The sequence below is a fragment of the Methylorubrum salsuginis genome (genome assembly GCF_900114375.1).
Classification (GTDB): domain Bacteria; phylum Pseudomonadota; class Alphaproteobacteria; order Rhizobiales; family Beijerinckiaceae; genus Methylobacterium; species Methylobacterium salsuginis.
This window is the reverse complement of record NZ_FOSV01000027.1, coordinates 40,782-61,905: the sequence shown is the minus strand read 5'-3', so window position 1 is coordinate 61,905 and position 21,124 is coordinate 40,782. Positions and strand designations below refer to the sequence as shown.

At 67.0% G+C, this 21,124-nt stretch carries 26 protein-coding genes and 1 pseudogene; 14 read left to right on the top strand and 13 right to left on the bottom strand.

The genetic code is table 11. The features are described from left to right. Positions 1-253, bottom strand: a 253-nt coding sequence (locus tag BM140_RS22140; protein WP_165616525.1) for a transposase, incomplete at its 3' end; no start/stop codon positions are given. Between the two features lie 195 nt (positions 254-448). On the opposite strand from BM140_RS22140, the gene BM140_RS22135 reads away from it, so the two are divergent. Continuing rightward, entirely contained in the window at positions 449-745 is a 297-nt protein-coding gene (locus BM140_RS22135) for a hypothetical protein (protein WP_091951188.1), read from the top strand. Positions 746-763: 18 nt separating this feature from the next. Here BM140_RS22135 and BM140_RS22130 read toward each other — a convergent pair whose 3' ends face one another. Together BM140_RS22130 and BM140_RS22125 are read right to left on the bottom strand one after the other, a co-directional pair. After that, positions 764-1,564 (bottom strand): metallophosphoesterase, encoded by an 801-nt coding sequence (locus tag BM140_RS22130; protein WP_091951186.1) that lies wholly within the window; start codon positions 1,562-1,564, stop codon positions 764-766. Next, positions 1,561-2,112, bottom strand: coding sequence for a metallophosphoesterase (locus BM140_RS22125; protein ID WP_091951184.1), 552 nt, complete (start codon positions 2,110-2,112; stop codon positions 1,561-1,563). The genes BM140_RS22130 and BM140_RS22125 overlap by 4 nt, the downstream gene beginning before the upstream one ends. A 646-nt stretch (positions 2,113-2,758) precedes the next feature. On the opposite strand from BM140_RS22125, the gene BM140_RS22120 reads away from it, so the two are divergent. Continuing rightward, on the top strand, positions 2,759-3,775 hold the full coding sequence (locus BM140_RS22120) for a protein NO VEIN domain-containing protein (protein WP_091951182.1): 1,017 nt from the start codon (positions 2,759-2,761) through the stop codon (positions 3,773-3,775). A gap of 231 nt (positions 3,776-4,006) precedes the next feature. On the opposite strand, the gene BM140_RS22115 is transcribed toward BM140_RS22120, so the two are convergent. Both BM140_RS22115 and BM140_RS22110 read right to left on the bottom strand, forming a co-directional pair. Beyond that, a complete protein-coding gene (locus BM140_RS22115; protein ID WP_091951180.1) occupies positions 4,007-5,296 on the bottom strand; it encodes a Y-family DNA polymerase in 1,290 nt (429 codons plus the stop codon). Beyond that, positions 5,293-5,721, bottom strand: a complete 429-nt coding sequence (locus BM140_RS22110; protein WP_091951178.1) for a LexA family protein — start codon at positions 5,719-5,721, stop codon at positions 5,293-5,295. Before BM140_RS22110 ends, BM140_RS22115 begins: the two co-directional genes overlap by 4 nt. Positions 5,722-5,910: 189 nt before the next feature. On the opposite strand from BM140_RS22110, the gene BM140_RS22105 reads away from it, so the two are divergent. Further along, positions 5,911-6,381 (top strand): hypothetical protein, encoded by a 471-nt coding sequence (locus BM140_RS22105; RefSeq protein WP_091951176.1) that lies wholly within the window; start codon positions 5,911-5,913, stop codon positions 6,379-6,381. Positions 6,382-6,682: 301 nt separating this feature from the next. On the opposite strand, the gene BM140_RS22100 is transcribed toward BM140_RS22105, so the two are convergent. Beyond that, positions 6,683-7,087 carry a hypothetical protein gene (locus BM140_RS22100; RefSeq protein ID WP_131803926.1) on the bottom strand — a complete coding sequence of 135 codons (405 nt, stop codon included), beginning with the start codon at positions 7,085-7,087 and terminating at the stop codon, positions 6,683-6,685. Between the two features lie 258 nt (positions 7,088-7,345). Between BM140_RS22100 and BM140_RS22095 the strand changes: the two genes are divergently transcribed. Next, positions 7,346-7,816 (top strand): YidB family protein, encoded by a 471-nt coding sequence (locus BM140_RS22095; RefSeq protein WP_091951172.1) that lies wholly within the window; start codon positions 7,346-7,348, stop codon positions 7,814-7,816. Between the two features lie 15 nt (positions 7,817-7,831). Here BM140_RS22095 and BM140_RS22090 read toward each other — a convergent pair whose 3' ends face one another. Together BM140_RS22090 and BM140_RS22085 are read right to left on the bottom strand one after the other, a co-directional pair. Then, complete coding sequence (locus BM140_RS22090; protein ID WP_207549495.1) at positions 7,832-8,536, bottom strand: class I SAM-dependent methyltransferase; 705 nt, start codon at positions 8,534-8,536, stop codon at positions 7,832-7,834. Then, positions 8,526-8,990, bottom strand: coding sequence for an Rrf2 family transcriptional regulator (locus tag BM140_RS22085; RefSeq protein ID WP_091951167.1), 465 nt, complete (start codon positions 8,988-8,990; stop codon positions 8,526-8,528). The genes BM140_RS22090 and BM140_RS22085 overlap by 11 nt, the downstream gene beginning before the upstream one ends. 309 nt (positions 8,991-9,299) lie before the next feature. Between BM140_RS22085 and BM140_RS22080 the strand changes: the two genes are divergently transcribed. Together BM140_RS22080 and BM140_RS22075 are read left to right on the top strand one after the other, a co-directional pair. After that, positions 9,300-10,049, top strand: coding sequence for an SDR family oxidoreductase (locus BM140_RS22080; RefSeq protein WP_091951165.1), 750 nt, complete (start codon positions 9,300-9,302; stop codon positions 10,047-10,049). Between the two features lie 18 nt (positions 10,050-10,067). Next, on the top strand, positions 10,068-10,415 hold the full coding sequence (locus BM140_RS22075) for an alcohol dehydrogenase catalytic domain-containing protein (protein ID WP_091951163.1): 348 nt from the start codon (positions 10,068-10,070) through the stop codon (positions 10,413-10,415). A 101-nt stretch (positions 10,416-10,516) separates the two neighbouring features. Here the strand turns inward: BM140_RS22075 and BM140_RS22070 are convergent, their stop codons facing one another. Next, positions 10,517-11,431, bottom strand: coding sequence for a LysR family transcriptional regulator (locus BM140_RS22070; RefSeq protein ID WP_091951161.1), 915 nt, complete (start codon positions 11,429-11,431; stop codon positions 10,517-10,519). A gap of 88 nt (positions 11,432-11,519) precedes the next feature. Here BM140_RS22070 and BM140_RS22065 point away from each other — a divergent pair, with 88 nt between their 5' ends. The 3 genes from BM140_RS22065 to BM140_RS22055 all read left to right on the top strand — a co-directional run bounded on the left by BM140_RS22065 (position 11,520) and on the right by BM140_RS22055 (position 13,762). Continuing rightward, entirely contained in the window at positions 11,520-11,894 is a 375-nt protein-coding gene (locus BM140_RS22065) for a DUF427 domain-containing protein (protein WP_091951200.1), read from the top strand. A 146-nt stretch (positions 11,895-12,040) separates the two neighbouring features. Next, positions 12,041-12,712, top strand: a complete 672-nt coding sequence (locus BM140_RS22060; protein WP_091951159.1) for a glutathione S-transferase family protein — start codon at positions 12,041-12,043, stop codon at positions 12,710-12,712. A gap of 237 nt (positions 12,713-12,949) precedes the next feature. Beyond that, the gene (locus BM140_RS22055; RefSeq protein WP_091951157.1) at positions 12,950-13,762 is read left to right on the top strand and encodes an SDR family NAD(P)-dependent oxidoreductase; all 813 of its coding nucleotides are present in this window, start codon (positions 12,950-12,952) and stop codon (positions 13,760-13,762) included. 267 nt (positions 13,763-14,029) lie between these two features. On the opposite strand, the gene BM140_RS22050 is transcribed toward BM140_RS22055, so the two are convergent. After that, positions 14,030-14,608, bottom strand: a complete 579-nt coding sequence (locus BM140_RS22050) for a DUF308 domain-containing protein (RefSeq protein ID WP_091951155.1) — start codon at positions 14,606-14,608, stop codon at positions 14,030-14,032. A gap of 159 nt (positions 14,609-14,767) precedes the next feature. Here BM140_RS22050 and BM140_RS22045 point away from each other — a divergent pair, with 159 nt between their 5' ends. The 5 genes and pseudogenes from BM140_RS22045 to BM140_RS22025 all read left to right on the top strand — a co-directional run bounded on the left by BM140_RS22045 (position 14,768) and on the right by BM140_RS22025 (position 17,961). Continuing rightward, complete coding sequence (locus BM140_RS22045; RefSeq protein ID WP_091951153.1) at positions 14,768-15,670, top strand: AraC family transcriptional regulator; 903 nt, start codon at positions 14,768-14,770, stop codon at positions 15,668-15,670. A gap of 260 nt (positions 15,671-15,930) precedes the next feature. After that, positions 15,931-16,080: a hypothetical protein gene (locus BM140_RS26010; protein WP_244535569.1), complete on the top strand. Its 150-nt coding sequence runs from the start codon at positions 15,931-15,933 to the stop codon at positions 16,078-16,080. A gap of 33 nt (positions 16,081-16,113) precedes the next feature. Then, complete coding sequence (locus BM140_RS22035; RefSeq protein ID WP_091951151.1) at positions 16,114-16,953, top strand: aldo/keto reductase; 840 nt, start codon at positions 16,114-16,116, stop codon at positions 16,951-16,953. A gap of 224 nt (positions 16,954-17,177) precedes the next feature. Continuing rightward, a pseudogene (locus tag BM140_RS26425) lies at positions 17,178-17,365 on the top strand (hypothetical protein); the annotation flags it as partial. Between the two features lie 26 nt (positions 17,366-17,391). Continuing rightward, a complete protein-coding gene (locus BM140_RS22025) occupies positions 17,392-17,961 on the top strand; it encodes a type 1 glutamine amidotransferase domain-containing protein (RefSeq protein WP_012322180.1) in 570 nt (189 codons plus the stop codon). 110 nt (positions 17,962-18,071) lie between these two features. Here BM140_RS22025 and BM140_RS22020 read toward each other — a convergent pair whose 3' ends face one another. The 3 genes from BM140_RS22020 to BM140_RS22010 all read right to left on the bottom strand — a co-directional run bounded on the left by BM140_RS22020 (position 18,072) and on the right by BM140_RS22010 (position 21,051). Further along, positions 18,072-18,485: an ester cyclase gene (locus tag BM140_RS22020; RefSeq protein ID WP_091951149.1), complete on the bottom strand. Its 414-nt coding sequence runs from the start codon at positions 18,483-18,485 to the stop codon at positions 18,072-18,074. Positions 18,486-18,657: 172 nt separating this feature from the next. Then, complete coding sequence (locus BM140_RS22015; protein ID WP_091951147.1) at positions 18,658-19,737, bottom strand: molybdopterin-dependent oxidoreductase; 1,080 nt, start codon at positions 19,735-19,737, stop codon at positions 18,658-18,660. Positions 19,738-20,301: 564 nt separating this feature from the next. Further along, positions 20,302-21,051: a LysR substrate-binding domain-containing protein gene (locus BM140_RS22010; protein ID WP_244535567.1), complete on the bottom strand. Its 750-nt coding sequence runs from the start codon at positions 21,049-21,051 to the stop codon at positions 20,302-20,304. Positions 21,052-21,124 lie beyond the last annotated feature (73 nt).

Here is a 21,124-nt window from a genome sequence, read left to right as displayed (position 1 = left end):
GCACCTGCTTCTCCAGGGATAGATCCGCCACGAGGCGGCGCAACCGAGCATTCTCGCGCTCAAGATCCTTCATCTTCCTGGCTTGATCGACCTGCAGGCCGCCGTACTCCTTGCGCCAGCGGTAATAGCTCTGCTCGGAGATCTCTGCCTCCTTGCACGCCAACGCCAAGCTCTTGCCCTGGGCGGTCTGCACCTCGATCTGGCGCAGCTTCAGCACAACCTGCTCCGCGCTCGTCTTCTGACCTCGCCGCATGTCCGACTCCTTCAGTCCTGGCTGATCCTCTCAATCAGCCCGGTCCAAAGCCAGCCGGTCAGGTCAGGGGATACCTTGGACGCTTGGTCGGCGGCCCGGGACGTTGTCGGCTCGACTCGGCGGAGGGCGCGTGACGGGTAACGTCACCCGTGACGCGTTACGGTCCCGGGGAGCCTCGCGTTTGGAGGGGCGGCGATGAGGATGGAGACGGCCCGGGAGGCCCTGGCGCAGGGCCGATGCCTGGAGGTGCGGTACGACGGCTATGCCCGCGTCGTGGAGGTCCATGCTTGCGGCTTCACCCGCCAGGGCCATGCGGTGATGCGGGTCTGGCAGGTACGCGGCGGCAGCGCGAGCGGCGAGCGCACCGGCTGGAAGATGCTGCGCCTCGACGAGGCGCTCGCGTTGGCGGTGACGGGGGAGGCGTCGGAGGCGCCGCGGAGGGGCTACCGTCGCGGCGACGCGGACATGGCCCGCATCGTCGCCCAGGTCTGAGGTCGGCCCGCCGCGCAGCTAGGCGCAGGTCGCCTCGACGACGAGGTCGGGTACGAAGTCGGCCCGCTCCTCAACATGCCCCCTGGCGTTGCAGACCACGCGGGTGCGACCGATCCGGTAGTCGACGTGCCGGTGCACGTGCCCATGGACCCACAGGTCTGGGCCAAGCTCCTCGATCAACCCGGTCAGGTCGGAGGCGTCGCACCAGGCGAGGTGGGCGTGGCGATCCGGTAGGCTGTCCGGGTGCGGGGCATGGTGGGTCACCACCACCGTGGGGCAGTCATGCGGACGGGCGAGTTCGGCGTCGAGGAAGGCGTGGGTCGCCCGGTGCAGGGTGAGAACCTCCTCGGGCTCGATCCGGTCGCGCGAGCGCGGCCCGGTGCGGATGCGGCGGTAGTCGACCATGCCGTCGCGGCCCTGGGCGGTGCGGAAGGCGTGCGTCAGGCTGAACGAACCGATGCGGAAGTCCGTCCAGAGGGTGCCGCCCAGGAAGTGGACGCCCTCGATCAGGATGATGTCGTCGAGCAGCAGGTGGATGCCGAGGCCGGTGGCACGGTCCCGCCCTCGGGCGACCTGATCGTGGATGGTGTAGCGTTCCTCGCCGCGGTCCCACCAGAAGTCATGATTGCCCGGGACGTAGACGACGGGGACGCCAGGCAGGCGCTCGCCGAGCCAGCTCAAGGCGCGCGTTAGCGGCATGTGCACGTCGCCGGCGACCACCGCCACGTCGAAGCCGTCCCGTGGCGCGTGGACAGCCGGGTCCCAGGCGTTCTCCGGCCAATCCTGGTGCAGGTCGCTGAAGACCCAAAGCCGGGTCATGGCCCTTGCTCCTCGGCCTGGGCGTTCTCGGCGAGGCGGACGCGGATCTCGTCGAGGGTGACGGGCCGGAAGCCGAAGCAATCGACGCCGACGTCGGTGCTGGCGGCGGTGCCCGGCAGCGTGCCGTGCGAGTGCCCGTAGAAATGCAGGTCGCCGCGATGCATGCGTGGCCAGACACGATGGGCGTAGTGGCTGGCCCAGACACCCTGGGGGACACCATCAGGTCCGGGGACGACCGCCCGGGCGACGTCGAAGATGCCGTCCCACGGTAGTCGCGCGCCGATGCGGTCGTGGTTGCCGCGAACCAGGAAGCGCTGGCGCCCCCGGAGGCGGTCGAAGACGGATCGGGCGTAGTCCTCCCCGCAGCGGTAGCAGAAGTCGCCGAGATGCCAGACGGTGTCGTCCGCCCGTACGGCAGCGTTCCACCGTGCGATCAACGTCTCGTCGTGTTCCTCGATGGAAGCGAACGGACGGGGGGCCTGCATCCTGGGCGAGAGGATGGCCCGGTGGCCGAAATGGGTATCTGAAACAAAGACTTGACGTGACACGGGAGCCTCGCGGGAAGCGGAGGCTCGGCACGCGGCGGCACTCCGGGATCAGGCGAACGGGTGCTTTGCGGCGGGTATCATGGTGTCGCCTCCGTGAGGGTCGCGACCGTGTCCTGGTCGGGGCTGTTGGGCAAGCGTCGCTTGCCGGGATCCACAACGGTCGGGGCGATAAGATGGCATTCCGGCCAGCCAAAAAAGCTCGATCAGCGAGCTCTCAAGGAGCCTGTTTCCGACCACTGTTGCCCTGGGAACGTCTACTTCCAGGCTATCGATGAAGCGGAGGCCTACGACTGGTTTGGGTGGATTTTTGCCGGCTCGCTTTCGGACGGCGACGTACGTGAGCAGACGTTGCCGCCGCGCCCGTTCACGATCCCTTACGGAAGATCGGAATATCAGGTTTCGGGCGCTTCACGCGCAAGTGCTTTACAACCGAGTTAGGTAGTGGTTCTGCGATTGTTTTCTCCCAGAAGGTTGAGCATTGATGGAGGATGCTTCGATGGCGGGAAAAGCTTACTGTCGAGGCGGTCAGTGGCCTGCCGGTCGGCGATGCGTGAAGGTTGCGAAATCGTAACAAATAAGACTTTCATCCGCCCGGCAAGACGGTACCCTTCCGGGTAGCTCGAAATAGCAGCTGCCGGGAAATACCATGACCGCAGAACCGATGGTCTTCGTCAATATCGGATGGATGAAGGACTACGCCGGCCCATCGACGAGCGATACGCCAGTAGGTGGTCACGGCTATCTCAAGGACGGCAACATAGGCCACGAGGTGTTTAACTTCGCTTTTCTCAATGGCAAAGTCTATGGCTACGTCCCTCGTTCGGCTCGCATCAACCTCAAAAACCTGGGCGGTTCATCGTCCGATGAATCAGTAAAATCGGTCACAGTCGTCTGGATTGCTCGAAATCCGAGTGACAAGAAGACGTATATCGTCGGTTGGTACAAGAACGCTTCTGTATTCAAAGACAATAACCATATCAAACTGAAGCGCAGTAAGGATTTTAATATCGGCTATCAGATCGAGGCTCCGGCTGACAAGGCAACCCTGTTGCCCATAGACCGACGCCTATTCAGAATTCCAACTGCGAAGGAAGAGGGCAATCTGGGACAAAGCCCGGTGTGGTACGGTGGAAAAGACGAGTTCCGCGCAGCGGTAGCTTCCTATGTCGCGGCGGATGGTGTGTTCGCTCAGAAGCCGAATGCCGGATCGAAGGGGTCTAAGCATCAAACTGATCCGGAGTTGCGAAAGCGCATCGAGCTTGCTGCGGTTCGACATGCCACGGCCTACTATCGCTCAAGAGCAGGCGGCTTCCAGGCCGTCGACTCCGTCGAAAAGGATGGCGTCGGGTGGGATCTGAACGTTACGGCTCCGACTGGTGCGGTGCTGAAGGTTGAGGTGAAGGGGCTGAGCGGGCGGAACCTCGTGGTCGAACTAACGCCCAACGAATTTGCGAAAATGAAGAGCACAGAACACCGGGCGCAGTATATCATCTACGTGGTTACAGAGGCTCTGACGTCTGAAGCTCGCAGCCACATCTTCAGGCACAATGCGGAGGCTAGCAAGGGCGGCGATCTCGTGTGGGCAACAGCCGATGGGCGGCAACTCAAGATCGAGCCGATCATCGCGGCAAGGCTCTCGGCACGCTATGAAACAATCACCTGAAACCTACGCCATAAGCTGGAAGGTCTGCTTCAGGGTAAGAGGCTAGGGTCCGCTTCCCACCCCCGAGCCGAAGCTGCCGGACGGCTGATGAATGGCTGCTTTCGGGAAGCGCTAATGACTGTCGGCATGGCCGGCATGGGTCAGACCGGAAGGTCCACTTCAAGGCGAAGGGTCAGACTTCGCTGCCCACCCGACCAGTCATTTATATTTCCAGCCGACCGAGTTTCGACCTTACGCCGCCATGACGACTGGGACCTCGTCGACCCGGGTGGTGTAACGCGGCGACTTCATCTCGAACTTCGTCGACCAGCCCCGGTCCCGCGTGAAGCCGGCGGTCCCGGGCACGACGGCGCCGCGCCCGAAACGGCGATTGCAGGCGTCCAGCGCAGACATCAAAGCCGCGCCGTGCTCGCGGTCGAGTTGCCCCAACCCCGGGAATGCCCGCTGCGAGACCGCCAGCGGCACCAGGTCGGTCGTGACGATGCCGGCCTTGGAGTAACGGTACCCGTCCCTCCAGGCCTTCCGGACGCCGAAGACGGCCGCCTTCACCAGCACCAGGGTGTCGTTCGACGCCTCCGGCAGGGTCACCACGGTCGAGACCGACCGCTGGGGCCGGTCGCGGTCATGCTCCGAGGTGTGGAAGAAGACCGTGAGGTGGGAGGTCGCCAAGCCGCCGGAGCGGAGCTTCTCCCCGAGCCGGGTCGCGTGGGTGGCGACCGCCTGCTCCATCGTGGCGACGTCCCCGACGCGGTCGGAGAAGCTCCGGGTGACGGCGCAGCCCTTGCGGGTCGGGGTGACCTCCTCAAGGTCGAGGCAGGCAACGCCGCGCAGTTCCTGCACCAGCCGCTCGCCGACCACGGTCATGGCCTTGCGCGCCGCCCGGGTGTCGAGGTCGCGCACGTCGGCGACGCTTTCGCAGCCCAGCGCCTCCAGCTTCCGCGCGTTCGCCGGCCCGACCCCCCAGATGTCCCCTGGCGGGATGCGAACCATCCAATGGTCGTATTGGATCGGGTCGGTCAGGTCGCAGACCCCGCCAAGCTCGGGCACCTTCTTGGCGACGTGGTTGGCCAGCTTGGCCAGCGTCTTGGTGGCCCCGATTCCCACGCAGGTCGGGATGCCCGTCCAGGCGCGCACGGTCTCGCGCATGTCCCGGGCGAGCGGCATACGGTCGGCCTCCCGCATGTCCGACAGGTCGAGGAAGCTCTCGTCGATGGAGTAGACCTCGATGCGCGGCGAGAACCGCCGGTACACCTCGTTCACCCGAGCGCTCATGTCGCCGTAGAGGGCGTAGTTCGAGGAGTAGACCCGCACGCCCCGGACCCGGCACATATCGCGGATCTTGAAGAACGGCTCGCCCATGCGGATGCCAAGCGCCTTGGCCTCGGGCGTACGGGCGATGGCGCATCCGTCGTTGTTGCTGAGCACGATGACCGGCACCCGGGCCAGGCGAGCGTCGAAAACCCGTTCGCAGGAGCAGTAGAAGCTGTTGCCGTCCGACAGCGCGTAGGCCCGGCCGGTCATTCGGCGCGGCGCCTTGGGTTGATGGAGCCCGACACCACGCCCCACACCTCGACCGTGGCGTCCGGGGCGAGGCGGTATTCCGGGAAGCGGGGGTTGGCGAAGGAGAGGATCACCCTCGGCCCGCGCCGGGACCAGACCTTGAAGCTGCGCTCGCCGTCCACGTCGACGACGACCACGTCGCCGTTGCGCGGGGTCAGCGACCGGTCGACGACCGCGAGGTCGCCGTCGAACAGGCGGGCCAGCAGCATGCTGTCGCCCGAAACCCGCACTAGGAAGGTCGCCGGACGGTTGGTGATCAGCAGCCGCTGGAGGTCGATCTCGTCCTCGACGAAGTCGTCGGCCGGGCTCGGGAAGCCGGCTCGCACGGCCTTGGCGAGCATCGGAATGGGTGTGGGCAACCCGACGACGATGCCGCTGACCTGCATGACTGGCCTCCGAATCCGATACAGAACAAAGTAGGAACACGAAGGTTCAACGCAGCGCAAGCGGCCGAGCTTCCGACGACGCGCCGCTGTGGATTGCGGTGGATAAGGCGTCGCGAGCCTTGCATACATTCCTCGGCGCAGGCGCCGTATCGGCCCGATGGCGTGCGGCGCCGACACACAGGGTGCAACATGCGTTGGATCGGTCTCGTCGCGCTTGCCGCCGTGGCGCTCGGCTCCGGTCATGCCTGGGCGGCCGGCGACTTCCCGCTTGCGTCTTGCAAGGGGTGGAACGGCACGGTCGTTGAGCGGGACGGCATCGACACGGCGCGGGCCACCGTTCAGGGCATCGTCACGAAGGCCGACCTCCAGGAATACTGCGAGCGCGACCCAGGTGGCGAAACTAAGCAGTACGGCGGCAAGCTCACGACGGCCCAGTGTGTCGCGAAGTACCTGCGCAGCGAAGGCCGGGCCACGATGACCGCCGAGGCGAACTGCCGGTCCGGGACGGTGAGTTATCGCTACGGCGACCGCCAGGGCGGCAAGGCCCGCTTTCCGCTCGGGCCCGATGCTGACACATCGTGCGCCTCGGGCATGCCACCCTTGGTGGAGCAGTTCAAGTTGCTGTGTCCGGCGGCGGCCAAGCGGCTGAAGGTCGAATAGCCCTCACGTTCGAGCGGATCGCGAGCAGACCATCGGGCGCAGCCATGCGATGGCTTCGAGTGCGGAATCCGGGCGGATGGGTCGTGCTTCGGGGCGTCCCGTCGGCTTGACGTGGGTGCTTGTCCGCCGGGAACAACATGGCCGGCTGCGAGGACGCGTCGACCGTGCCCATCGGGGCGATGCATCGTCGTGCGGCCTCGTTTTCGCGGTCTTACCCGGTAGCCGCCCTTTTGCGCATTCTCGCGCCGCCGGGAGCTTATCGGACGGATACCGAATGCTGTTCGGTCAGAGAGCCCGCCCCTCAGGCGCCCTCGACCTCGAAGGGACAGACGAACTCCATCTCCGTGCCGTCGTAGAACAGGACGGGGTCCAACATCAGGAGACTGATCAGGTGCCGCGGGACCGCCGGCTTGGGCAGGTCCAAGGTCCTGCCATCCTTGCGGAGGCCGATCTCATCGCCGTGCAATGCGGCGGTCTCCAAGGCCCCGAGCTCGTTCTGGAACTGGAGGGCGCCGTGCTTGAGGTCGGGACCGTCCAAGTCCCGGCCGCGGATGACCCGGACCACCGGGGTCTCCCCGTCATCCGACCAGACCGCCCAGACGACGTCGGCGCGCTCCAGCACCCCGTGGGTGCCGTTCCTGCCTTCCTGGTCGTCCTGGCGGACGTAGGCCTCCATTTGCAGGGCACGTTCCTTCCAATTCTTCATGCCACCCTCCCGTTGAACCGAGGGCAGCCTGGACGCGGTCGGTTAAGGGAAGTGGCGCCGGACGCGTCGCAGGGTACATTGATCGCAGCGATCTGACGTGAGGGTTTCCGGTTCACCATGGCCGGCACGAACGGGCCGGTCGGTACCGATGGGGGTGAGGGGCGACGGGGGGATGCATCGCATCGGCGCCTGGGCGCGTTTCCCGTCCCGACCCCATCGGCGGATGGCCCGTCTTGCCGCCGCAAGCAGGAGTGACCCATGAGTGACGGCTACCCCTCGATGACGGCCCTGCTGGGCCTGCTGGCCCTCGCCGGTTACCAGAACCGGGACAAGCTCGCGGAGATGCTGGGCGGCACAGGCCAGGCCGCTCCGGCGCCCACGGGTCCCGGTCAGGCAGGCGGTGGTTCAGGCGGCCTCGGAGGGCTTCTCGGCGGCCTGCTTGGGGACCGGCGCGGCGAGGCCCCAGGCGGGTTCCTCAACAACGGCTTGGGCGAGATGCTCCAGCGCTTCCAGCAAGCCGGTCACGGGGCGGCCGCGCAGTCCTGGGTCGCCCAGGGGCCGAACCAGGAGCTACCGCCGCAGCACCTTGAGCAGGCCATCGGGCCGGACGTCCTCGCGGCCCTGACGCAGCGCACGGGGCTGTCCCGGGAGGAACTCCTGTCACGGCTGTCGCGCGAACTTCCCCAGGCGGTCGACCGCTACACGCCGGACGGTCGGATGCCAGCCTAGCCGAGCTCCCGCCGGTCACGCACGTCCGATCCAGCCACGCCACGTGAAGGCGGCGAAGAAGAGCTCGACATCGTGGAAGCCGCCCGCCCGTAGCACGGCGGCATCCGTCTCGGGCGCGAGGGTTTGCAGGTGGGCCTGCACGGCGGCCCGGGCCTTCGCAGCCTGGTCGCGTTCGACGCCGGACGCGACCGCATAGGCCTCGTACCGGGCGATCCATCGCGAGCGGGTGTCGTCCTGCGGGAAGCTTCCGTGCGCCGCCACGAACGGTGCGCCCGGCCTGAGCCGCCGGTGGATGGCCCGGACTGTGGCCTCCCGCGCCGACGGGTCGAGGAAGTGAAGGGTGAGCAGGCAGGTCGCCGCATCGAAGGGACCGAGGGGCGCGTCGTCGATGTAGCCCTCGACGAGGGTGACACGGCTCATCAGCGGTCCGAGCGTCCGCTCCGCTTGGCGAAGCATCTCTACCGCCGGATCGACGCCGACGAAGGTCCATTCCGGGTGTGCCTCGGCCAAGGCATGCAGTTCCAGCCCACCCCCGGCGCCGAGGACCAAGACGCGCGCGTCCGGCGGTGCGTGCTCGGCGAGCAGGATGCCTGTCATCCGGTGGAGCGCCTCGAAGCCCGGCACGAAGCGGCGCGGGCCGTCGGAATAGCGAGCGGCTGCCTCCGGGTCGGAGAAGGACGCCACGAAGTCCATAGGTTCAGGCTGCGCGCTATGCGTCATCGGATTGGGCCTCCTGCCCGCACGGTCCGCGCTTGGCCAAGCGCGCATGGAAATCGGCGCTGAGACGGGCCAGCTTGACGTCGCCCAGACGCGAGAGCAGCAGGGACTCGGCGTCCCGGAAGGCGTCCGCGAGGGCGGCGTTGACCGCCTGTTCTACGAGGCAGGTCGGCTCCTCACTCCGATGCCCCATCGCGAATACCTGCGGAGAGCCGAGCGCGACGTAGACGTCGTGCAAGGTCACCCGGTCGAGGTCGCAGGCGATGGTCCAGCCGCCGCCATGCCCCTTCCCGGACGCCACGAGCCCGAGGTCGCGCAGTCCCGCCATCGTCCGGCGCACCACGACCGGGTTGGTCCCCATCATCATGGCCAGCCGCTCGGACGTCACCGGCCCGTCGGCTTCGGCCATGTGGAGAAGGACGTGCAGCACGCCCGACAATCTGCCATCCGGTCTCATGAAACTTATGATGTTGCATGAAACGGCACGCTGTCAATCGGCTGCGATCCATGGCCGTACGGCTCCCGACCTTCGCTCGGGACGGTTCCGAGGATTGAACCCTTGCCGTATTTGATGGGCGCACGCTGCATCGTGCGAAACATACAGGGTGGACGGACGTCCGCCGAGCGCCAGCCCGATGAGTGTAACCCGTCATTCTTCGCTTGAATGGATACTATTCGCACCGCCGTGCTACAGACGAACCATGCCGATGAATATCCTGCCTGAACATCGTCGCGAGCATGACGAGATCAGGAAAAGGATAGCACAATGGGTAAGCTCAATGGAAAGATAGCAGTCATCACCGGCGGGAGCGACGGCATGGGTCGCTCGACCGCGCGCCTGTTCGTCGAGGAGGGCGCCACCGTCATCATCACCGGCCGAAACCAGGACACCCTGGATGCCGCCGTGCGGGAGATCGGGGGATCCGTCGAGGCGTTCCGCGGTGATATCGGCAAGCTCACGGATCTCGACGCCCTCAAGGTCCACGTCGAGAACAAGCACGGTCGTGTCGACGTCCTGTTCGCCAACGCGGGCGGTGCCCGCCTCGGTCCGTTCGAGCAGGTCAAGGAGGAAGATTTCGACTACACCTTCGACACGAACGCTAAGGGCACGTTCTTCACCGTCCAGAGGCTGCTGCCGCTCATCCCGAACGGCGGGTCGGTCATCCTCAACACGTCGATTGCCGGCTCCAAGGGCCTGCCGGACTTCAGCGTGTACTCGGCGACGAAGGCCGCGATCCGCTCGTTCGCGCGCACCCTCACGACGGACCTCAAGGGCCGTGGCATCCGCGTGAACGCCCTGGCGCCCGGGCACACCGCGACGGGCATCATGCGCAAGACCGGGATACCGGTCGACAGCATCGACGGGATCAACGCCCGCATCCAGGCACAGGTGCCGGCCGGCCGCATCGGCACGGGCGACGATATCGCAAAGGCGGCCCTGTTCCTGGCCTCGGACGACGCGTCGTACGTGACCGGCATCGAACTCACCGTCGACGGCGGCTGGGCGCAGGTCTGACGTCGTGGCCCGGAGGTCATGCGGGCCGAGGAGCGCGCCGTCGGTGCTCCGGCCGCCGGCATGGTCAAGCTCACGCAGGAAGCCATCGGGTTCAACGACCTCGACGTCCTGCACCGCAATGGGCTGATCTCCCGGGACGTGCCAGGACGCGTCATGGGCATCGAGGCTGCCGGCACCGTCACCGCGGTCGGCCCGGGCGTGGACGGCTTCGCGGGCGGGGACCGCGTCGGCTATCTGCGGTCACAGTCTCAGGCATCTCGTTGCTCCTGCCGTGACGCCTGTACCGTGGTGCCCCCTGATCGGGACTGTTTGCCGTTTCACGCATGGCACGTCCCTCACCTGCGAGAAAGGACGCATCGTTGGTAGAGGGCATGCCAGTCCCTAACCATGGTTCAGGACCAGATGCCCCTCGAAGGGCATCGCGCATGTTCACCGGCAGCGATGTCATGGACGATGTGTTGACTGGCTTACCCGTCGCCCACCCTCAACTCCGGCTCCTCGGCGCAGATCGCCGCGAGGAACTCGATGAAGTGCCTCACGCGGGAGGGCATGCGCCGTCCGGCGGCGGTGACCGCGTGGATCGGGAAGGCCGGCGGCGCATACTCGTCCAGGATGCGGACGACCTCACCGGAGGCCAGGACGTCGGTGAACAGCCAACTCGCGTGGTGGGCGATGCCGAGGCCTGCGAGCACCGCGCCGCGGACATGCTCGGCGTCGTTCGTGCGGAACGCCCCGCCGCCGTCGACCGTCACCTGCCGGCCGTCCACGTCGAAGCCCCAGCCGACGATGTTCCCCTGGTATACGTAGCCGATGCGCTGGTGGTGGCTGAGTTCGTCCAGGGTCCTCGGCGTACCGTGCCGGGCAAGGTAGCCGGCCGACGCCAAGGTGATCATCCGCATGTCGCCGATGCGTCGCGCGACGAGGGCGGAGTCCGAGAGCCGGCCGATGCGGATCGCGACGTCCATTCCCTCCTCGATGAGGTCGACGTGCCTACCGGAGACCTCCATCTCGACCGACACGTCGGGGAAGGTTTCCCTGAACGCCGCCAGCCGGGGGATGACGAGCATCCTCCCGAATGCCGGGGAGAGGGTGACGCGGACCAGGCCAGAGGGGGCCGACTGTCCCGCGGCGACCCTCTCCTCGGCGAAGTCGAGGTCCTGCAGGATGCGCAGGGTGTCTTCGTAGTAGTCCTGCCCGGCAGGCGTCACGGCGAGGGTGCGGGAGTTCCTTGCCAGGAGCTGCGTCCCGAGGCGCGCCTCAAGAGCGGCGAGCTGCTTGCTGACCGTCGGTTGGCTGACGTTCAGATCCCGCGCCGCCTGCGAGAAACTTCCGCTCTCGACGACGCGCACGAACGTTCGCATCGCATCCAACTTATCCATCATTCACATTCCGCGAGAGGATAGAAGCTATTTTTTCATAAATCTTGTAAGCTTGTTCGCCGGCTATAAAGAGACCTTGAGGGGAGTTACCATGAGCAATCGCAAAATTCTGACGCCCGATGCAAGCCATCCCATCGCCATTGGAAAATGCCGGTCAATGGTCCTTGTCAGTAGGGACATGCTGCACATCGCACGAACACGGAACGCGCTGACCCTCACGGAGGCGTCCTATCCGCCTGTTCAATACATTCCTCGCAGCGACGTCGACATGTCCCAATTGGTGAGATCCCAGCACACGACCTATTGTCCATACAAGGGCGATGCGAACTACTACAGCATACCCGCTCTCGGGGACGCGGGGATGAACGCCGTCTGGACCTACGAGGCACCCTTCGAGGCGGTGGGTGAAATCACCGGGCGCTTGGCTTTCTACCCCGACCGTCTGTCTGTCGAACTGGCTGACTAAGGCCCTGGATAGCCGCCTGCGAGATCCATCTCACCATTCTGAATGAGAATAGTTCGTATGGCTTCTTCGTCAATATTATTCTCTGAGTGAATGAGCCACATCCCTTCTCGACGGGTCGCAACGGGCCCGGGACGGAAGGAAAAGCCATGACGATGAAGATTTACGGCGACCCCGGTTCGGGCAGCCTGCGCCGGGTGACCACCGCCGCGAAAATCATGGGCATCGAGCTGGAGCGCGTGAAGGTCGACCTGTTCAAGGGCGAGAGCCAGACCGAGGAGTTCAAGTTGCGTCTCAACCCGCACGGCCTGACGCCGGTCCTGGTGGACGGGGACTTCGTCCTCTACGAGGCCGCGGCGATCAACCTGTACCTGGCCAACAAGATGAACTCGCCGCTGCTCGGGACCACGGAGAAGGATCGCTCCCGGGTGCTCCAGTGGATGTTCTGGTCGGGCGAGCAGTGGCGCACCTTCACCGTCACGATCTTCGACGAGCGGGTCGGGAAGACCGTCATGAACCTGCCGAAGGACGAGAACCTCATCGCCTTCGCGGAGGGCAAGATCCGTGCGGCGGCGAAGGTGCTCGACAAGCATCTCGAAGGCCGCGCGTTCATGGTCGGCGATGCCCTGACCCTGGCCGACCTCGACGTCGCGGCTCCCTTCTCCCAGGCAGGCCGCGCAAGGTTCCCGCTCGGGGAGTTCCCGAACCTCGTCGCCTGGCACGACAACCTGCTCCGGTCGTTCCCGGCGTGGGCGGAAACGAAGGCCGAGGTCGACGACCGGATGGACACCTTCCTGGCGAGCGTCGGCGTCACACTCTGAAATTTCGCCTTCGCGCCCTGCCTGACCGCCAACCGGAAGGGTGCGAACCGGCAGGGGGCATGGTGGCCTCTCCCCGGCGGCACGGCGGGCGGCCAAGTCCGCGTCGGCCCACCTCCAACGGTGCTTCGGCTCGGCGTCGCTCGCTCGCTCGCCAGGATCTCGTGAGGTTCGCCCCGCAGCCCGCCGAGCCGGCGTACGGCTCCCTCCCGACAGGCGAATGTCAACGGAACCGACATCATGCACATCGTTCTCACCGGCAGGAAAGCCATCGTGACCGGGTCCACCGCCGGCATCGGCCGCGGGACGGCCGAAGGGTTGGCGCGAGCCGGCGCGGCGGTCGTCGTCAACGGTCGCGGCAACGCGCGGGTCGACGAGGCGGTGCGGCAGATCCGGGACGCCGTTCCCGGCGGCGACGTATCCGGTGTCGCCGCCGACCTCTCGACGATGGAAGGCGTGGAGGCGCTCGTCGCGCAGGTCCCGGACGCCGACATCCTCGTCAACAACGTCGGCACGGCCCACCTCCGCCCCTACGCGGGCATCGAGGACATCGCCGCCATCCCCGACGCCGACTGGCTGGGGCTGTTCCACCTCAACGTGATGAGCGGCGTGCGCGCGAGCCGGCACTACCTCCCGAGGATGGTCCGCAAGGGCTGGGGACGGGTCGTGTTCGTCAGCAGCGAGTCCGCGGTCAACACCCCTAAGGAGATGCTCGACTACGGCATGACCAAGACCGCGCAGCTCGCCGTGTCGCGCGGGCTGGCCGAGGCGGTCGCGGGCACGGGCGTCACGGTGAACGCGGTCCTGCCAGGCCCGACCCGGTCCGAGATCCTCGGCAACCTCATGGCGCGGCAGGCGAGGGACCAGGGTATCACCCAGGAGGAAGCCGAGCAGGCCTTCCTGGCGTCGCTCAGACCGACGAGCCTGCTCGGGCGGTTCGCGACGACCCAGGAGGTCGCCAACATGATCGTCTACGCCTGCTCGGACCAGGCATCCGCGACCAGCGGTGCGGCGCTGCGTGTCGAGGGCGGCGTCGTCCGCTTCGTGGCGTAGACCACCTCGGTCACTGGACACCGGCTGCTTGCGGGAACACCGGCCGCCGACCGAGGACGCCCGCCGCACCCTCGTTGATGCGCAGGCCTTGAGGCACTGGTCCGCACCTCACGCGCCGATGTAGGCCGCGAGTTCCTCCGGCGTGCCCCGCGGGAACGCCCGCGTCAGGTGGTCGAGAAACGCCGAGGCCCGTTCGCCGAGGACGGGCTCAAGGCAGGCAGCCGGCGGCTACGCGCGATTCGAGCGTTCCGCCGGCGCCACGCAGGTTCATGCGGTCCGTTCCGTCGTCGCCTTCCGCGCCTGCGCCACGGTCAACCATACGGCCGAGACCAGGAAGTAGGCGGCGCCGAACGCGGCGTAGGGCGCGATGTCCGTGATCGCCGGCGTCGAGACGCCGTTTGCCTTGAAGATGAAGTGGCCGCCCGCGAGGGCCGATTGGGCTCCGCTGAGCACCATCGCCCACTGGGCGCCCTCCTGCCAGCGCCGCACGCCGGTCGCGAGCTGCAACAGCCCGGACAGGATTGCCCAGACACCGAACACTGCCAGCACCGCGTGCATGCCGGAACCGAGCGCGACCGCCACCGCGACGGCGACGACGGTGCTGGCGGCCGCGTTGAGGGCTTGGCTGGGATTGGCGGCCAAGCCGCCGCTGCGACGTGCGTCGATGACGTTGGCGACGGCATCCCAGGCGGGGTAGGCGACCAGGAGCGCCGCCGCAGCCGGCGGCATGGCTTTTCCGATGGTGAAGGCGGCAGCGACCCAGCCGACGGAAACCCCGGCGCGGAGGAAGTAATACGAGCTCAGCCAGTGCGTAGTGTCACGGCCGGTTTTCTGGACGGTCGTCATAGACGTTCCTTTCGGGGGCGAGGCGGAGGATCCGGGCGACGAATAATCACGCGGAAGACGCCGGCGACTGATCCGCCGGGTCTCGTGAAAGCGGTGTCTTTGCAGGGGGATATGCCTCGCTTCGGAAGGCACTTTTACAAACGGACGCCGATGGCACCCATGACCGGATCGCTCGAAAACTTGACCGTTCATCCGGAGGGTGGACCAAGCGTCGCCACCGGCGACCTCCTCTCCCTCGTCCTGGCGCAGATCAAGCTCACCGGGGACCACGTCCGGTCCCTTGAGGTCGCGCGGTCGGCGAGCCTGGACCTAGAGGCCGGGGCCGCCCATGTCCTCGTGGTCGCCGAGGGTTCGCTCCTCGTCGAGGGCGATGGCATGGAGAGCGTCGTCATAAACGCGGGCGATCTCGTGCTTCTGCCCCGCGGGCTCGGAGGGGCCAGGCTGGTGGCGTCCGCCTCGCATGCGTCGGTGATCGTCTGTCGGTTCTGGTTCGACCCCCACGCCCTGCGCGGCATGGTCTCGGCCCTGCCCGAACGCATCCACATCCAGCGCGACGAGGGGGCGGGGTGGCTGGATGGCATCGTGCCCTTCCTGATGGTCGAGGTGACCGACGACGAGCCGGGCGCGGCCCTGATGATCTCGCGGATCATCGATGTCATCGTCATCCGCACCCTACGGACCTGGGTACGGCGTGGGCACCCCACCGGATGGCTGGGAGGGCTTTCGGACGCCCGCATTGCCCGGGCGTTGAAGGTCATGCACGAGCGTCCGTCGCGGCCCTGGGGCGTCGAGGCCCTGGCGGACGCGGCCGGCATGTCGCGGTCGAGCTTCTGCGACCGGTTCACCGCGCTCGTCGGGCGCTCGCCCCTACGCTACCAGAACGAGTGGCGGCTCACGCTCGCCCGGGACATGCTGGTCGCCCGCGAGGCGCGTGTCGGAGAAGTCGCATTACGCGTCGGATACGAGTCGGAGGCAGCCTTCAGCCGCGCCTACAAGGCCATGTTCGGACACCCGCCTCGGGACGAACCTGCGCCGCCGAGCGTGGCCGGATCACGCGAGTAGGACTGCGGCTTCCTACGAGGGCGCTCAGCACAGGCATGTTCGTTTGCGGTGCAGGTTCGACATCGAGCACGGCTTCGTTGGTGGGGGGCTAATGTGCCCGAACCTGCTCATGTTGTGACACATCAGCGGACTTTGGAAGGCACGCCTAAGCGCAAGTTCGCAGCATCCGATTCTTTAGGTAGGGTACAGCGACGACGGAATGCGCGACCAAACGGTGCGTTATGACGGTGCGCACCGCCCAACAACACGGACAAGCCGACATGGACCGGCCGCTGAAGCACTCCCAGAAGGGCGAGCTCAACCGGGCCTGCCTCGCCACCCACCGTTTCTCCCTTGAGGACGGACCGCGCGGCTACGACATGTTTAGGCACGAGACGGACGGCTGCGTGCGCGCGGTGTTCGCGCCTTAGGCGCACGTGCCGTCCACGGATGGAGGGAAATCCATGGAGCAGCGCCCGTTTGGTCCCGTGCCGCGCGAGGTTGCAGTGATTGGCCAGGGAACCTGGTACATCGACGACGCGCACCGGCCCACCGCGGTCGCAGCGCTCCGCCGCGGCCTCGACCTCGGCATGACGCACATCGATACCGCCGAGATGTACGGTGACGCCGAGACCGTGGTCGGCGAGGCAATCGCCGGTCGGCGCGATGACGTGTTCCTCGTCTCCAAGGTCCTCCCCAGCAACGCCTCGCTTGCCGGGACGGTGGCGGCCTGCGAGCGCTCGCTCGCGCGCCTGCGCACCGACAGGCTGGACTGTTACCTGCTGCACTGGCCTGGCTCGCATCCCCTTGAGGACACCTTCGCCGGCTTCGAGCGGCTCCGCGAACAGGGCAAGATCCTGTCCTGGGGGGTGAGCAACTTCGATGTGCCCAACCTTGAAGCCGCCTGGAAGGCCGGGGGCGAGGGCCGCATCGCCTGCAACCAGGTTCTCTACCACTTGGAGGAGCGTGCAATCGAGCACGCCGTCCAGCCCTGGTGCGAGGATCACGGCGTCGCCGTCGTCGCCTACAGCCCATTCGGCCATGGCAGCTTCCCTGGCCCACGAACATCGGGCGGCCGCGTCCTGGATGAGGTCGCGGCGAACCACGGCGCGACCGCCCGTCAGGTCGCGCTCCGGTTCCTGGCGTGGAGGCCGTCCACCTTCACGATCCCCAAGGCGTCCAGTCCCGAGCATGCCGCCGACAACGCCAGCGCTGGCCCGCTGCGGCTGACGGAAGACGAGTTCATGCGGATCGACGCAGCGTTTCCGCGGGGTCCCCGACCACGCCACCTTCCCATGTTGTAGGCCCGTGATGCCCGCTTGGTCAGGGCAGATGATCGTCCCGCCGTCTCGCATCCCCACCCGGCCGCGGACGATCCCGCCGCTGGGCGGGGATTCGCGGATCGGCGGATCGTCCGAACGACCCACGCTGCCTGCCGAGAGGTGAAGGCGCCTAGAACATGCGTCGTGGCGACCGTTCGGCGGATGGGCGCCCCTTCGGGCCGCAAAGGAACTCTTTCGTATCCCGTGAGATGACTTTCCGCCCAGCACACAGTCTGGCGGCGCACCGGCCGCTCGGTTCGGTGATGCCGGCGCGTCTCCGGGTCTATCGGGCGCTGAGCGCCGTCCGCCACCGCGAAAACGGCGTCGCAGCCGGGATACCTCCGGCATCGACCGCATCCGGTTGTTCGGAACGGCGCGACGGTGCCTCCGTTAGGTTCCGACACCCAGAAGGACGATGACATGAGCTTGCAGGGCAAGAAGATCGCGATCCTGATCGCACCGCGCGGCACCGAGGATCCGGAGTTCGCCAAGCCGCATGAGGCGGTGAAGCAGGCCGGGGCGACCGTGACGGTCATCGGTCTGGAGGCCGGCGAAGCCGAGACAGTCAACAACGACCTTGATCCCGCCAACCGCTACAAGGTGGACAGGACCATCGAGGGGGCGTCGGCCGCGGACTACGACGGCCTCGTCGTGCCCGGCGGCTGCGTCGGCGCCGACAAGCTCCGGGCGAGCAAGGATGTCGTGGCGTTCGTCCGGGACTTCTTTGCCGCGGGCAAACCGGTCGGGGTCATCTGCCACGGGCCTTGGACCCTGATCGAGGCCGACGTCGTGAAGGGCCGGACGCTGACCTCCTACCCCACCGTTCGGCGGGACATCGAGAACGCCGGCGGCACCTGGGTCGACGAGGAGGTTGTCTGCGACAAGGGGCTTGTCACCAGCCGCACGCCCAAGGACCTGCCGGCCTTCTGCGCCAAGATCGTCGAGGAGTTCGCGGAGGGCCGCCATCCCGACCAAGCCCGGAGCGCCTGAGGAGTCGGGAAGCCGAAAATCGGCTCTTGAGACCCGGGGCGGCCCATGGGCCGCCCCGGGTCATGTCTCAAGGACGTCCCGCGGCCGGGACGCCTTCGCGGATGCCTCCATCAACCCTCGATGGCGCCGATCTGCTTCAGGATGCCGAGCTCGTCGGACGAGCCCCACCGCTCGACCATCTTGCCGTCGACGAAGCGGCCGATCTGCATGCCGCGGACCTTGATGGCCTTCCCGGTCGGCTTGTGGCCGTTGAAGTCACCCTGGTGCGTGCCGGTGAGCGTATAGGCGAAGGCGACGCTGTCCCCGTCGGCGACGAGCTTCTTCACCTCGACCTGCATGTCGGGGAACGCGGTGCGGAGTTCGGTGAAGAAGGCCTTGTATCCCTCGGGACCCATGTGCTGGCCCGGCGCCGGGTCGTGGTCGTGGCAGTCCGGGGCGACGACCTCGGGGAAGGCGTCGAATTGGCCGCCGTTGACGAGTTCTCCGAACTTCTCGGTCGCCTGGATGCTGGTCTCGCGGGACATGACGTTCCTTGGGGTTCGGGGCCGGCGGAGGCGCGCCCGGCGCCTCGACGCACGTGAAACTCTCGCCACCGTGGGATGTTGCCGGCGCCATGCGCGACAGGATCGGGATGACCGCCAGGCATGACGCCGTCCATGAGGGTGGCGGTAGCCGACATGCCAGGCCGTTCCGTCCCTAGGTGACGTTCACCCTTACCCGATGCCAGCAGGCGCATAGGTAGCCCTTGTGGTTCCAGGTCTCGTCCGGCAGCGCCGGCTGCGTCTGGCCCGCCTCGTCCCAGGCGCGCACCGCGAGCTCATGCTCGCCCAAAGGCAGGTCGAGGCTCGTGCTCCAGAACGTCCACGCGAACGGAGCCGCCGCGTCGCGTTCGAGCTCGGCCTGCACCCAGGACCGGCCGCCGTTCCCCGAGACGTCGACGCGTACGATGGTTCGGTCGCCGCTTACCGCGTAGCCTCGGATCCTGTTGCCCCCCGGCTTGAGAATGGCCCCGCGTGCCGGCTCGCAGATAGCCGCGTTCAACGGCATCGTATCGATGGTGTGCCCATTGGCGGGGTCGGCGGTCTCGGCGGTCACGTCCGCCGGGTACAGCTTGTAATCGCCGGCCTGGATCGGGTTGTCCGAGGGATGGTCCTGGACGGTCAGTCTCCGGAGCCACTTCGGGCTGCGCACGCCGGCGAAGCCCGGCACCACCGCGCGGACCGGAAACCCGTGCTCCGGGAGCAGGGCTTCGCCGTTCATGGCGTAGGCCAGCAGGGTCTCGGGCGCCATGGCCTTGGCGAGCGGGATGGAGGCGCCATAGGGATGGCCTTCCACCATGTCGTGGCTCTCGAATGCGACATGGAGGCCGACGCGCTCGGCGACCCCCACCTCGCGCAGGACGTCGCAGAGCCGCACCCCGGTCCATTCGGCGGTGCCGATGGCTCCCGCATCCCATGGGTCGCCCGAGACCGGGGCGACCGCCCGCATGTCGGCGCGGCGATTGCCGGCGCACTGCATCGTGGCCGTGACCATGGCTACCGGAAAGCGGGTCCGCAGATCGGATAGCGACAACTCAAGCGCGGGGCCGGTTCCGCCATCGACGGTGAGCCGCCAAGTCGCCTCGTCGAGGTCCGGCAGGTCGCCGTGCGTGCGGACGTAGAAGTCTTCCGCCGGTGTCCGGTAGGAGGCCCGCAATCGGTCGAGGGGCGGTTCTGCGTTGTAGGGTTGGTCGCCGTGGACGGTCAGGCGCGCCTTGCGCTCGGTCAGGCTCGACATCGGGACTCCCGTTCCGGTGGGGTGTCGGGAGTGAACGCGTCGGCGGCGGCAAGGCTCAACCGGCGATGCAGGGACCAGGGTGGCGGCGACCTGGCATCATCGCCCGGTTCGGTCGAGCCTTCGCCGGACGCCTCGACGACCCTCTTGGACCGAGCTTTTCCGGGCCGTTTCTCGTGCCCTTCCGGAAAAAAGCTGAGTCCCGCCCAGGGGATCGATGGTTTGGCCGGACCGTTATGAGCGGTCGGCTCTAACCATTGAGCTACAGGCCCTGCGCCCTGGACGAACGCTCTTGCCAGATACCCGACGAAGCGGGTTTCGTCACCTCAGATTCCCTCTCATTCCTGTGCCTTAGCCATGCCTTGGGAACGAGGGCGGAATATCTTAGGTCACCCTCTCTCTCCAGTTGGTCGGACAAGTATCGGCGACTCCTCATTGTACACGTAGCACTTGCGCTGGGGCAATATGGAAGTCTCGGATACGGCACCATGAGCGCGGGATCGAGCTTGTTCTGTACGGGATCGGCCGCCTTCCGCACGACCTGCCGCGACAGCGTGTCTGCCCGGATTAGACGCCCCGTTCGAGCGAGGTGACGATGTGTTCGGCGAGTTTGGCGGCCGGTACGGGCAGGGATGCGGCGGCCATCAGCGCGATCTCGGTTGCCGAGAGATCCGGCATGGTCGGCCCCTCGAGCACCGAAAAATCGGCCGGCACCATGTCCTTGGGCAGGACCGTCACGCCGAGGCCGGCCCGCACCGCGGCTTGCGACCCTGCCAGCGAGGTGGACGTGTAGGCGACGCGCCAGCGCCGTCCCACCTGATCGAGGGCCCGGATCGCCCGTTTCCGGTAAACGCAGGGGCGCGGCGACACGACGAGCGGCAGGTCGTTCCCGGCATCGGTGAAGAGATGTTCGCGGTGCGCGGCGCAGGCCCAGACCAGGGCCTCGTGCCAGACGCGGACACCCTCGCTGGGGCCCAGAGGTTCGCGCTTGATCAGGACGAGATCGAACTCGCCGGCGCCGAACCGTTCGATGAGGTTGAGGGTCAGATCGGTCGTCACTTCGAGCGCGACGTTCGGGTGCGCGGCGGAGAAGGCGGCCAGCACGCCGGACAGATGAGCGGTGGCGAAATCTTCCGGCGTGCCGAGCCGGACGAGGCCGGAGACGGTCGGCTCGACGAGCTTGGCCACGAGTTCGTCGGCGAGCGCCACGATCCGCCGACCGTGCGCCGCCAGGATCTCACCCTCGTTGGTCAACCGGAACGAGCGCGGAGAACGCTCGATCAGGCGACGGCCGAGGGTGTCCTCGAGCCGTTTCATCTGAAGGCTGACGGTCGGCTGGCTGAGCCGCAGCCGCTCGCCCGCCCGCCCGCGTCAGCCCTCCGGCATCGAC